The organism is Pseudomonas yangonensis (assembly GCF_009932725.1).
Taxonomy (GTDB): domain Bacteria; phylum Pseudomonadota; class Gammaproteobacteria; order Pseudomonadales; family Pseudomonadaceae; genus Aquipseudomonas; species Aquipseudomonas yangonensis.
On the sequence record NZ_BLJU01000018.1, the window covers coordinates 1 to 12415 of the forward strand.

The following is a 12415-nucleotide window of genomic DNA, read 5'->3' on the forward strand; positions in this document are numbered from 1 at the left end:
AAGCGGCCATCCTTGATGGCCACCGCGCTGGCATTGGGCTTTTCAGGATCGACCGTATGCAGACGGCCATTGAACAGGATGAGATCGGCGCTCATGGAGCCTCCGGATGAGCTGGCGGAAGAACTGTCGGCCATGGCCGCGAAGGGCAGGGCGGACCACAGCGCGCCAGCAGCGCCGAGGACGCTGCTGGTGGCGAGAAAGTGGCGACGTTTTGGGTCGGTGGGCTCCTGGCTCATGGTTGGTCCTCGTTTGTAGTTGGTCGAAGCCAGGCAGCAAACAGCCGCGTGGTCATGGGCATGAACAGGTACACCACGAGCAGGACTATGCTCAGGGTGATCAGAACGTTGCTCGGCAGGTACCCGCCAAGCCTGGGAACAAGTTGAAAGAAGGGCTGCCAGAGCAGCGGTACCAGTAAGCTCAGCGGTAGGATCACCAGAAAGGTGACGCAGGCCTGTTTCCAGCGGGGCGGCGAGGTCTGCGCGCTTTCAGGCATAAACCAGAACTCCTTGCCCTGGGCGATCTCCAATTGGTCGCCTGCGCGCAGCAGAGGTTGAACCTCGGCAATCAGCTGTCGCCTTTGTTCGGAGTCGATCCAGTTCTGCAACTGCTGCAGACCGGCGAAACGCAGCACGCAGGTGAACTGCGCAAGACTGGCCTGACGGCTGCGCACCACGTCCACGCCGAGGTGGCCTGGGCATTGGCTGGCAGTGGTGATGATGCGCCGTAGCCAGGCCTCGTAACGCGGCAAGTGGCTGAGGCGAATCTGGTGGCGCACCACAAGGGTGACGGTTTCCTGTTGCGTCTCGCTCATGCTGGAGACTCTGCGCATGGCCTTGGTCTTATCGATCCAGCGACGCGCAGCGATGCGCGCCACTGGTCGAGTCGGGGGCGTTACCGGCGTCAGGGGCTCAGATGGGCGCCGCCACCGGGGCCAGGGTCGGGCCGTGCTGCACCCGCTCCGGCGCCTTGTGCACCATGGTATAGGCGTAGTCCACGCCCATGCCGTAGGCACCGGAGTGCTCTTTGACCAGCGCCATGACGGCGTCGTAGGTGTCGCGGTTCTTCCAGTCGCGCTGCCATTCCAGCAACACCTGCTGCCAGGTCACCGGTACCACGCCGGCCTGGATCATGCGCTGCATGGCGTAGTCGTGGGCCGCCTGGGTGGTGCCGCCGGAGGCGTCGGCGACCATGTAGATCTCGTAACCGGCATCATGCATGGCGTTCAGGGCGAAGGTGGTGTTGCACACCTCGGTCCACAGGCCGGAGACGATGACCTTGTTGCGGCCGTTCTTCTTCAGCGCGTCCCGCACTTTCTGGTCGTCCCAGGAGTTCATCGAGGTGCGCTCCAGAAGCGGCGCATCGGGGAACACGGCGAGCAGCTCGGGGTAGGTGTGGCCGGAGAAGCTCTCGGTCTCGACCGTGGTGATGATGGTCGGCACGTTGAAGATCTTCGCCGCCTTGGCCAGGCCAACGGTGTTGTTCTTCAGGGTCTGGCGGTCGATGCTCTGCACACCGAAGGCCATTTGAGGCTGCTGGTCGATGAAGATCAGCTGGCTATTGTGCGGGGTCAGGAGTTCGGTTTTTGGAGTGCTCATAGCGCTTACCTGTTGGTATGACAATTAACGTTTTGCCCTTCGCCAAGTTGATTTTTTTCTTCACCAAGGGCATACGGAAGCACTATCTCAGCTCGTTTCTGATGACGATTGGACTGCTTTGCTACTTTGGTATCAGGCTACGGTGATCAATCCGGCGCGCTCACGCAGTGAGATTCCCGCTGCCGATTACTCTGCCACGTCGCTGAAAAACAGATCGGACAAGCCAAGGTCATGCTGACATTTCGGCTATATCCGGTCGCTTGAGGTATTAAGGCCAGCTCCCGGTGCAGTGCTTTCCTGTGAAAGTCGAACAGGTCATCGTTCAGGCCTCTGAGCTGCTCGCTGAATGTGATCTCTGACAGGCAGATCTCGACCTCTGGTTCTTCCTCACGACACTGAGCGAGCAGGGTGGTCAGGCGTGCCTCCTGCAAGAGAACCTTGCCAGTCCAGGACAGCCGCGTGGTTCGCTCGAACAACTGCACGCCCAGGCGCTACTCCAGGCTCCTTGATGATCCGGGACCGGGGCGACTGCCGATATGCAAGCCCGCGGCGACTCGCGCAAAGTGCGGTCCTTCTGCGAAGGCAGATGAAACGGTGAAGGTGGCGCAGTTCCATGGCCTTTTTCATCCATCAGTTGCCCAGTTGCCGAGGGCGGCTTGCACGTCGCCATTCCAGGTTGGCTGGCGACGCTGGTTAACGATCTGCAGCGGGGCACCACCCAGCGCGGCGGCATCACCGGCACTGGCGGCCAGGGTCCACATCTGTAACAACAGCACAAAGCCGCCAGCTGCGGCACCGATCAGGGCGATGGCCAAATTCCGCCGCCTGGGGCTGGCCGCCAGGGTCAGTAGGAATCAGTTATACGGACAATAGCGCTGAACCTCGATCAAGGTGGGGCATCTGCGACGGCACGCTATTTAACATAATATACATTATGCGAACCTTTGAACCTGGTGCCGCTATGTCCGCCCCGCGGATTTGTCCCCCTTCGCCGAACGAACGTTGCCGAAGCGCATCTCCTTCGACGGCGGATATCCGTAGAACTCCGTGTAGCATTTGCTGAAATGACTCGATGAAACGAATCCACAAGCCAGGGACACATCGAGGATCGGCAAATCGGAATGCTGCAGCAGCCGTCGCCCTTCAGTCAGGCGTAGCTCCAGGTAGTAACGAACTGGCGTGGTCGTCATCTGATCCTGAAACAACCGCTCGATCTGTCGCCTGGATCGCCCGACATACTGGGCGATCTGGCTAAGGCTCAGCGGTTCTTCGATGTTGGCGCACATCAGTTGCACTACATTGCGCAGCGGCTCGCTCATCTTGTCGTGCAGCGACGGACGTGCGCGACGGTAGCGCGACTCTTCGAACGCCAGGATGTCGGTAATGCCATCGGCCAGTTCCCGGCCATGCCGCTTGCGAATCCATTCCATCACCATATGAAAGGCACCACTGGGGCTGGCGGCCGTCAAACGATTGCCATCGACCATATAGCTTTCGCTGGTCACCTCACTGTTTTTGGCGACCTCAGCCAGTACGGCGCGATTCTCGGGATGGATTGCGCATTTGTGACCATCCAGCAGCCCGGCCTGGCCGAGAAACCAGGCGCCATTCCACAGTCCTGCGAGTTCTACGGACTGCTTGTTCGCGCTGTGCAGCAAGGCGCTCAGTGCTGGCGAGGCTTTCAGTGGCGTACGCAGGCCACCACAGACCACCAGCAGATCCATATGCGCCATGTGCGACAGCTGAATCTGCGCGCCAGGACAGATCACCAGCCCCAGGTCGCTGGTTACCGACTCGCCAGTCAGACTATAAGACTCGGTAACGAAGCAGCCAGGGCTGATCAGGTTGGCCGTGACCATGGTATCGAGCGCCTGGGTATAGGCCGGCAAGGAGAAATGCTCGAGCAACAGAAAACCCACCCGCGCCTGTTTGACCGGCTGTTTCTTGTCATCGACGAAACGCAGGTTCTTCCCCTGCATGGCTTCGCTGAAGCTGCGTTTTGGTAACACTGTCACGACCTTATCCGAATACGTTTTTATTGGACTTGTTATCAGAAGCGGTATGCTCAAGCCGCTTTTTTGCAATGCATCATCGCGCAAGAGCACCCTCCTCTGCCTACTCAACGGCGACCATCAGAGCATCGATTCTTCCCGATTAGCTTGCGCGCGGCAAACCGCAACTGGTTCCGCGTTACGGCCCGATATCTGCCGCTCAGGCCGCACGTAAACCAGTATGTGCCTACACTGTTTGGCCATATCATTGTGACTTGCACGAAACGAACGATACCGCCTGACTTTCCGGGAGGGCTTATGATGGTCAGTACTGCCATGGGCAGCATGCTCATCGAATACAAGCGTTGGGCAGACAAGCTTTTTCTCGACAGTGTCGCTGAGCTTCCCACTCAAGAACTGACTCGCGAACACGCAGGTCCTATCAAGACCATCATCGCCGTCCTGAACCACATGTACGTGGTGGATCGAATCTGGCAAGCCCACCTCGAAGGCCGGGAGCACGGTTTCACCTCGCGTCAGGCGATGCCCTATCCAGAGCTGTCCGAATTGCGTCAAGCGCAACTGGAGATCGATAACTGGCTCGTTGACTGGTATGCCGGGCAAACCGAGGCGACGTTGGCCCGTAGCATCGACTTCTCCTTCATCTCGGGTAATCGCGGGAGCATGTCCGCCGAAGCCATGATCTTGCATCTCGTCAATCATGCGACCTACCACAGAGGCTGGCTGGTACAAATGTACTTCGAGATCCCGGCTATGCCCCCAATGACAGACCTGTGCGTTTATCTGACCGAAGCGCAGCAGGGTTCTTTGAGCAACTGCTAAGCGCTCATGTGCTCGATTATCTTGCTCCTGAGCCAGCGCTCGGCGGGATCGTTGTCGGTTACCCCACTCCAGACCATGGCCAAATCCGATGTCACGATGGGAAACGGCGGATCGTCGGCACGTAGATGGGTGCCTTCGATCAAGGCTGCAGCGGCGTAATCGGGCACTGATGCCAACAACTCCGTGCCGGCCAGGATAGAGCGCAACCCACTGAACTGCGGTACCGCCAGCACGACTCTACGCGAGCGTCCCAACTTGGCCAGGTCATTATCGATATTGCCGGTGAGGTCTCCCGAGAATGACACCAACGCATGCGGCCGTGCGCAATAATCGTCGAGCGTCAGAGGCCCGGGACGGCTATCACCTCTTAGTACCTTGACCTTCAGTTCGCGCAGCTTGCGACGTTTTGCATTGGCAGGCAGCTCAGCGGTGTAACTGACGCCTACGGATATTTCTCCCGAGGCCAGCATGGGTGACATGAGCAGAAAGTTGACGCGCCGGACGACGATCACCACTTCTGGCGCTTCCTCGCGCAATTGATTGAGCAACGCGGGGAACAGTCCGAACTCTGCGTCATCGGACAGGCCGATGCGAAACGTGTCCCTGTTGGTAGCCGGGTTGAATTCGCGGGCTCGGCTGACAGCGCTGGAGATGGTGTCCATTGCCGGCTGCAGCTCTCTGAGAATCGCCAGCGCGCGTGCCGTCGGCTCGAAAGCACGCCCGTTACGCACCAGCAGCGGGTCGTCGAAGAGATCGCGTAACCGCGCCAAAGCGGCGCTGACGGCGGGCTGCCCCAGGAACAGCTTCTCTGCTGCCCGAGTCAGGTTTTTCTCGAACATCAGCGTTTCGAAGATTACCAGCAGGTTCAAATCGACACGGCGCAGATCGTTGCGATTCATGAACAGACCTCGTGGAGTGCAATCTGACAAGCATTAAAGCACCCCCTGTCTGCAGGTACTTCGTTTTGCCTGTGGCGTGTTGCAACTGAGCGTCGTTAAGGGGCCGTATGCCTCAGAGTAGCTTCGGCGCTGGCCCCGCCTGAAATCCGAACCTAATCTCCTGCCTGTCGCTCTAAGCTCTATCAATGCGCCAAGGGGATTTCATGGATCTGGTCGTTGCCCGTCCCGAAGGTCTTTACTGTCCACCCGGTGATTTCTACATCGATCCGTGGCGACCGGTGGAACGCTCGATCATCACCCATGCCCATGGCGATCACGCCCGCCGCGGCAATGGTCATTATCTGGCGGCGGCGCCCGGCGAAGGCATTCTGCGCTCGCGCCTGGGCGACGATATCCGTCTGCAGACCCTGGCCTACGGCGAACGCCTCGAGCACCACGGCGTAACCCTGAGTTTTCATCCCGCCGGGCACGTGCTCGGTTCGGCGCAGGTGCGTCTGGAATACCAGGGCGAAGTCTGGGTCGCCTCGGGGGATTACAAGGTCGAGCCGGACGGCACCTGCGCCCCCTTCGAGCCGGTGCGTTGCCATACATTCATCAGCGAATCCACCTTCGGCCTGCCGATCTACCGCTGGCCATCCCAGGCCGAGATCTTCGCCGCTATCGACGCCTGGTGGCGCGCCAATGCCGCCGCCGGCAAGGCCAGCGTGCTGTTCGCCTACGCCTTCGGCAAGGCCCAGCGCATTCTCCACGGCATCGACGCCAGCATCGGGCCGATTCTGGTGCACGGCGCCGTCGAGCCGCTGAACGAGGTGTATCGAGCCGGGGGCGTACATCTGCCGCCTACCCGTTACGCCGGTGATATCGCCAGGAACGACCCGCTGCTGCGCCAGGCGCTGATCCTCGCGCCGCCCTCGGCCGGCGGCAGCACCTGGATGCGCCGTTTCGGCGACTACAGCGACGCCTTCGCCAGCGGCTGGATGCTGCTGCGCGGCACACGCCGGCGGCGTGGCGTGGACCGCGGCTTCGCCCTCTCCGACCACGCCGACTGGCCCGGCCTGCTGTGGGCCATCGAGCAGACCGGCGCCGAACGGGTGATGGTCACCCACGGCCAGGTCAACGTGCTGGTGCGTCATCTGCGCGAGCAAGGCCTCGATGCCCGCGCCTTCCAGACCGAATACGGCGATGAAGACGACGTGGAGCCGAGCCCATGAAAGCCTTCGCCGAACTCTACGCGCGGCTGGACGCCACCACCTCGAGCAACGCCAAGCTGCAGGCGATGCAGGAGTATTTCGCCGAAGCGCCGCCAGCGGATGCGGCCTGGGCGGTGTACTTTCTGGCCGGCGGCCGGCCACGTCAGGTCGTGCCGACACGGGTGCTGCGCGAGCTGGCCACCCGGCTTGCCGGCCTGTCCGACTGGCTGTTCGAGGAGAGCTACCAGGCCGTCGGCGATCTGGCGGAAACCATCGCCCTGCTCCTGCCCGAATCGCAGCACGCCTCCGAACAGGGGCTGGCCTGGTGGCTGGAAGAACAACTGCTGCCCCTGCGCGGCCTGCCGCCCGCGGAGCTGGCCGAGCGCCTGCCACCTTTATGGGCGCAGCTGGATCGACAAAGCCTGATGGTCAGCCTCAAGCTGCTCACCGGCGCCTTTCGCGTCGGCGTCTCCAAGCTGCTGGTGACCCGTGCCCTGGCCGGCCTGGCGCAGATCGACGCCAAGCGTGTGGCGCAGCGGCTGGTGGGGTACACCGATCTGTCGCATCGGCCGACCGCGCAGCGCTACCTGGCACTGATCGCCGCCGAGTCGGAGGACGAACACGCCCAGCGCGGCGGTCAGCCCTACCCCTTCTTCCTCGCCCATCCGCTGCAGCAGCCTTTGGAGCAGTTCGACGCTCAGCTGGGGCCGGCCAGCGACTGGCTGGTGGAATGGAAGTGGGACGGCATTCGCGCGCAGCTGGTCAAGCGCGACGGTCGCCTGTGGTTGTGGTCCCGCGGCGAGGAGCTGATCACCGAGCGTTTCCCGGAGCTGCGCGAACTGGCAGAGGCGCTGCCGGACGGTAGCGTGCTCGATGGCGAGCTGGTGGCCTGGAAGGAGCCCACCCCAGGCAGCGGCGCGGTGTTCGGCATTCAGCCCTTCGCCCTGCTGCAACAGCGCATCGGCCGCAAGACCCTGAGCAAGAAACTGCTGGAAGAGGTACCCGCCGCGCTGCTGGCCTACGACCTGCTGGAATGGCGTGGCGAAGACTGGCGCTCGCGCCCCCAGGACGAGCGCCGCGCCCGCCTGGAACTGCTGGTGGCGGAGGTCGGCGATGCCCGTCTGCAGCTCTCGCCGCAACTCACCGGCCGCGACTGGCAGGACTTTGCCCGCCAGCGCGAAGCCTCCCGTGAGCTGGGCGTAGAAGGCATGATGCTCAAGCGCCGCGACTCCCTGTACGGGGTCGGCCGCACCCGCGATCTGGGCCTGTGGTGGAAGTGGAAGATCGACCCGTTCAGCGTCGACGCGGTGCTGATCTATGCCCAGCGCGGCCACGGTCGCCGGGCCAGTCTGTACAGCGACTACACCTTCGCCGTGTGGGACGACTCCACGCCTGGCGAGCGCGTGCTGGTGCCCTTCGCCAAGGCCTACTCGGGCCTCACCGACGACGAGATGCGCAAGGTCGATGCAATCATCCGCAAGACCACCGTGGAGAAATTCGGCCCGGTGCGCAGCGTCACTCCGACCCTGGTGTTCGAGCTGGGTTTCGAGGGCATCGCCCTGTCCAAGCGGCACAAGAGCGGCGTCGCCGTACGCTTTCCGCGCATGCTGCGCTGGCGTACCGACAAGCGGGTGGAGGACGCCGACACCCTGGCCACGCTGCAAGGGCTGCTCTGATGGATCAACCCGTTAGCCGCCGCAGCCTGTCCGGCGCCTGGTTCGCCCAGCGCGGCTGGAAGCCCTTCGCCTTTCAGAGGGAGGTCTGGCAGGCGGTCAAGGCAGGCGAGTCCGGCCTGTTGCACGCCTCCACCGGAGCCGGCAAGACCTACGCCCTGTGGTTCGCGGCCCTGGAGCGTTTCGCCACGCCCTCTCCTGCCGAGACCACCAGCCCTCGCCCGCGTAAAAAACCGGTCATGGCGCCGCTGACGGTGCTGTGGATCACCCCGATGCGCGCGCTCGCCGCCGACACCGCGCGCGCCCTGCAGGCGCCGCTGGATGACCTGCAGATTCCCTGGGACGTCGGCCTGCGCACGGGCGATACCAGTAGTGCCGAACGCGCCCGGCAGAGCCGCAAGCTGCCGAGTACGCTGATCACCACGCCGGAAAGCCTGACCCTGCTGCTAACCCGCGCCGATGCCCGCGAGGCCTTCGCCCACCTGCGCATGGTGGTGATCGACGAGTGGCACGAGCTGCTCGGCAACAAGCGCGGCGTGCAACTGCAACTGGCCCTCGCACGCCTGCGCCTGTGGCATCCGTCGCTGCTGGTATGGGCGCTGTCCGCCACCCTCGGCAATCTCGAACATGCCCGCGAGGTGCTGATGCCCGCCGGGCGCCTGGTGCAGGGCAAGCTGGCCAAGGATCTGCGCATCGACAGCCTGCTGCCGGCCGGCCTGGAGCGCTTTCCCTGGGCCGGGCACCTGGGACTGCGCATGCTGCCGCAGGTGGTCGAGGAGCTGGAGGCCAGCAGCACCGCACTGGTGTTCACCAACACCCGCTCGCAGGCGGAAAGCTGGTACCAGGCCCTGCTCGAGGCGCGTCCGGACTGGGCCGGCCTGCTCGCCCTGCACCACGGCTCGCTGTCGCAGGAGGTGCGCGACTGGGTCGAACTGGCGCTCAAGGAAGGCCGACTGAAAGCGGTGGTCTGCACCTCGAGCCTGGACCTCGGGGTGGATTTCCTGCCGGTGGAACGGGTGCTGCAGATCGGCTCGCCCAAGGGCGTGGCCCGTCTCATGCAGCGCGCCGGCCGCTCCGGCCATGCCCCGGGGCGCCCGTCCCGCGCCACGCTGGTGCCCACCCATAGCCTGGAAGTGCTGGAAGCGGCCGCCGCGCAAAGCGCCGTGGCCGAGCGCAAGGTCGAGGCGCGGCTATCGCCGGACAAACCGCTCGACGTGCTGGTCCAGCACCTGGTGAGCATGGCCCTGGGCGGCGGTTTCCACGCCGATGCCATGCTGGCCGAGGTGCGCAGCGCCTGGGCCTACCGCAGCCTCAGCGATGACGAGTGGCAGTGGGCATTGGCCTTCATCCGCCACGGCGGCCATTCGCTGACCGCCTACCCCGATTACCGCCGCGCCGAGCCGGACGCCAGCGGCCTGTGGCAGGTGCCCGATGCGCGCCTGGCGCGGCGTCATCGGATGAGCATCGGCACCATCGTCAGCGACGCCAGCCTGGCGGTGAAATACTGGAGCAAGGGCGGCGGCGGAGGTTCTCTGGGCAGCGTCGAGGAAGGTTTCATCGCCCGTCTGCGCCCCGGCGATACCTTCCTCTTCGCTGGTCGCCCGCTGGAGCTGGTGCGGGTGGAAAACATGACCGTCTACGTGCGCCGCGCCACCAGCCGCAAGGCCGCGATCCCGCGCTGGAACGGCGGACGCATGCCGCTCTCCAGCGAACTGGCGGACGCCGTGCTGGCCAAGCTCGACGCCGCTGCCCAGGAAGAATACGTCGGCCCGGAGATGCAGCTGCTGCGCCCATTGCTCGACGTGCAGCAGGCCTGGTCCGCCCTGCCCGGCGCCGCCACCCTGCTGGCTGAGGTGCTCAAGTCCCGCGAAGGCTGGCATCTGTTCCTCTACCCCTTCGCCGGTCGTTCGGTGCATCTGGGGCTGGCCAGCCTGCTGGCCTGGCGCCTGGCCCGCGAACAGCCGCTGAGTGTTTCCATTGCGGTCAACGACTATGGCCTGGAGCTGCTGTGCCCCAGCGAGGTGGATTTCGCCGCACGGCTCACGCCCGCGCTATTCAGCACGGACGACTTGCTCTCCGACGTGCTCGCCAGCCTCAACGCCGGCGAACTGGCGCGCCGGCGCTTTCGCGAGATCGCCCGCATCGCCGGCCTGGTGTTAAGCGGCTACCCCGGCGCGCCGAAGAGCACCCGCCAGCTACAGGCCTCCAGTGCACTGTTCTTCGATGTGTTCAGCCAATACGACCCGGGCAACCTGTTGCTCGGCCAGGCCCAGGAAGAAGTGCTGCGCCAGGAGCTGGACGTGCAGCGCCTGCGACACACCTTGCAGCGCCTACAATCGCGCCGGCTGGATATCCGCACGGTCAAGCGCGCCACGCCGTTCGCCTTCCCCCTGCTGGTGGAACGCTTTCGCGAAAGCCTGAGTTCGGAGAAACTCGCTGACCGTATCCGGCGCATGGCGGCCGATCTGGAACAGGCCGCCGGCCCGGGTGGTTATCAGGACCCGGCATTCGCCATCGACGACGAGCGCCTGGCGCCGCGCAAGGGCCGCTCCCCGCGTCAGGGCAAGGACGGCCTGCCACGGCCACCGGCGCAGCGCCCGAAAAAACGCCGCTGACTAGAGAGGTTTCATGAACGAGCACCACCCCGGCCATCTGATCCTGTCGCTGGCCGGTGCCGAACTCTGGCTCCTGGCGGACAAGGCCATCTGGTGGCCGCAGCAGCAGGCGCTGCTGATCGCCGACATCCACATCGGCAAGGCTGCCGCCTATCGCGCCCTGGGCCAGCCGGTGCCACAGGGCACCACCGCCGCCAACCTGCAGCGGCTGGACGCCCTGTTGCAGCGTTTCGATTGTCGCCAGCTGATCTTTCTCGGCGATTTTCTCCACGCCCCCGGCTCACGCACGCCGGCCACCCTGGCGGCGCTGGCCGAGTGGCGAGAGCGTCACGCCACGCTGGCCATGACCCTGGTGCGCGGTAACCACGACAAACGTGCGGGCGACCCGCCTGAAGACTTGCGCATCGCGGTGGTGGAAGAACCGCTGTTGCTCGGCCCCTTCGCCCTGCAGCACGAACCTCGCGCGCACGCCAGCCACCATGTGCTGGCCGGCCACCTGCATCCGGCCTACTTGCTGCACGGCAAGGGGCGGCAGCGTCTGCGCCTGCCCTGCTTCGTCCTGGGTAACGAAGTCAGCCTGTTGCCCGCCTTCGGCAGCTTCACCGGCAGCATGACCTTCCGCGCAGAGCCCGATCAGCGCATCGTGGTGGTCGGCGACGGTGGTATCTGGCCCGTCCAGCACAGCGCGCCCTGAGGCTTACAGACGCCGCAAGGTCGCAGCATCCTGCTCACCGTCGTAGAACGCCTGCAGCACCTCGGCAAACAGCGGCTGCTTGGGTGCGGCCGCCTGGAACAGGGTCATGCTCGAACGCAACTTGAGGTCGTCCGGCGAGCCCATGATCTGCCGCACCGGACGCCCACGATGAGACAGCAGCGCCCGCGCACAATCTTCCAGGCGCGGGCCCAGCAGCGGGTGCGCCAGGTAGGCCCGCGCCTCGTCGAGGCCGGAGATGCCGTAGTGCTCGGCCATTTCACTGCGGCCCAGGCCGCGCAACTGTGGGAACACGTACCAGATCCAGTGACTGCGCTTGGCGCCGGCACGCAGCTCGTCGAGGGCCTGTTGATAATCGCGTTGCTGCGCCTCGACGAAACGCGCCAGATCGAACGGATCGCTCATCGCGCCGACCGTTCGTGCCCCATCGGCGTGGTATCGGGCAGCGCGCTCTGCGTGGCGAAGTCCGGGCTGTGCACCTCGGAATCCAGCGGCATGTGCGCGTAGCGGGCCTTTTCGGCACCTGGCGCGAGTGGGTCGGCCAGAGCCGCGCGCTTGAGCGGGTGATGCCCGCCAAGGCCGCGGGACAGCAACCATCCGCCCAGCGCGGCACCGGCTACGCCCAGCAAGCCGCCGCGCCGCAAACCGGCGCCTAGCAGCGCCAGACCGCTGCCGAGCGACACATAGCGCTGCCAGTCGTGGAGGTCGTTATCGTTGTGTTCGTTCATGGCAATTCTTCCTGAAGGTGACCTATCAGCTGACAGGTGCGCCCCTCCGATGTTCTGTCATATTGGACGACCGCTTATCGCATCGCGCTCGGCCATGAACGGCGACGGACTGCCCTGCTCAGACCCTTGACCTCTACGACGGCTGACACAATACTGTATTCATATACAG

General features: G+C 64.3%; 12 protein-coding genes and 2 pseudogenes. 5 read left to right on the forward strand and 9 right to left on the reverse strand.

Annotated features, from left to right (window positions below; all coding sequences use genetic code 11):
• The 6 genes and pseudogenes from GYB81_RS17345 to GYB81_RS17365 all read right to left on the reverse strand — a co-directional run.
• A partial coding sequence (locus GYB81_RS17345; RefSeq protein ID WP_161897910.1) for a twin-arginine translocation signal domain-containing protein occupies positions 1–236 on the reverse strand: 236 nt, incomplete at its 3' end.
• Entirely contained in the window at positions 233–811 is a 579-nt protein-coding gene (locus GYB81_RS17350; RefSeq protein ID WP_233787608.1) for a putative antibiotic biosynthesis monooxygenase, read from the reverse strand. The genes GYB81_RS17350 and GYB81_RS17345, both read right to left, overlap by 4 nt.
• 97 nt (positions 812–908) lie before the next feature.
• Positions 909–1595 carry a hydrolase gene (locus tag GYB81_RS17355; RefSeq protein ID WP_161867138.1) on the reverse strand — a complete coding sequence of 229 codons (687 nt, stop codon included), beginning with the start codon at positions 1593–1595 and terminating at the stop codon, positions 909–911.
• A 305-nt stretch (positions 1596–1900) separates the two neighbouring features.
• A pseudogene (locus GYB81_RS25025) lies at positions 1901–2210 on the reverse strand (LysR family transcriptional regulator); the annotation flags it as partial.
• A gap of 8 nt (positions 2211–2218) precedes the next feature.
• Positions 2219–2413, reverse strand: a pseudogene (locus tag GYB81_RS24490) (hypothetical protein); the annotation flags it as partial.
• Between the two features lie 141 nt (positions 2414–2554).
• Positions 2555–3574, reverse strand: coding sequence for a GlxA family transcriptional regulator (locus GYB81_RS17365; protein ID WP_233787618.1), 1020 nt, complete (start codon positions 3572–3574; stop codon positions 2555–2557).
• 330 nt (positions 3575–3904) lie between these two features.
• Between GYB81_RS17365 and GYB81_RS17370 the strand changes: the two genes are divergently transcribed.
• Entirely contained in the window at positions 3905–4429 is a 525-nt protein-coding gene (locus tag GYB81_RS17370) for a DinB family protein (protein ID WP_233787610.1), read from the forward strand.
• On the opposite strand, the gene GYB81_RS17375 is transcribed toward GYB81_RS17370, so the two are convergent.
• Positions 4426–5328, reverse strand: coding sequence for a LysR family transcriptional regulator (locus GYB81_RS17375; protein ID WP_161867137.1), 903 nt, complete (start codon positions 5326–5328; stop codon positions 4426–4428). The two genes, GYB81_RS17370 and GYB81_RS17375, sit on opposite strands and share 4 nt — an antisense overlap.
• Positions 5329–5531: 203 nt before the next feature.
• Here GYB81_RS17375 and GYB81_RS17380 point away from each other — a divergent pair, with 203 nt between their 5' ends.
• Genes GYB81_RS17380 through pdeM form a run of 4 tightly spaced genes read left to right on the forward strand, consistent with a single transcriptional unit; the run spans position 5532 to position 11500 of the window.
• Positions 5532–6539, forward strand: coding sequence for a ligase-associated DNA damage response exonuclease (locus GYB81_RS17380; protein WP_161867136.1), 1008 nt, complete (start codon positions 5532–5534; stop codon positions 6537–6539).
• On the forward strand, positions 6536–8194 hold the full coding sequence (locus tag GYB81_RS17385; protein WP_161867135.1) for an ATP-dependent DNA ligase: 1659 nt from the start codon (positions 6536–6538) through the stop codon (positions 8192–8194). The genes GYB81_RS17380 and GYB81_RS17385 overlap by 4 nt, the downstream gene beginning before the upstream one ends.
• Entirely contained in the window at positions 8194–10806 is a 2613-nt protein-coding gene (locus GYB81_RS17390) for a ligase-associated DNA damage response DEXH box helicase (protein ID WP_161897911.1), read from the forward strand. The genes GYB81_RS17385 and GYB81_RS17390 overlap by 1 nt, the downstream gene beginning before the upstream one ends.
• Before the next feature lie 13 nt (positions 10807–10819).
• On the forward strand, positions 10820–11500 hold the full coding sequence (gene pdeM, locus GYB81_RS17395; RefSeq protein ID WP_161867133.1) for a ligase-associated DNA damage response endonuclease PdeM: 681 nt from the start codon (positions 10820–10822) through the stop codon (positions 11498–11500).
• Between the two features lie 3 nt (positions 11501–11503).
• On the opposite strand, the gene GYB81_RS17400 is transcribed toward pdeM, so the two are convergent.
• Together GYB81_RS17400 and GYB81_RS17405 are read right to left on the reverse strand one after the other, a co-directional pair.
• Entirely contained in the window at positions 11504–11923 is a 420-nt protein-coding gene (locus tag GYB81_RS17400; protein WP_161867132.1) for a DUF1810 domain-containing protein, read from the reverse strand.
• On the reverse strand, positions 11920–12246 hold the full coding sequence (locus GYB81_RS17405) for a hypothetical protein (RefSeq protein WP_161867131.1): 327 nt from the start codon (positions 12244–12246) through the stop codon (positions 11920–11922). Before GYB81_RS17405 ends, GYB81_RS17400 begins: the two co-directional genes overlap by 4 nt.
• Between the last annotated feature and the right edge of the window lie 169 nt (positions 12247–12415).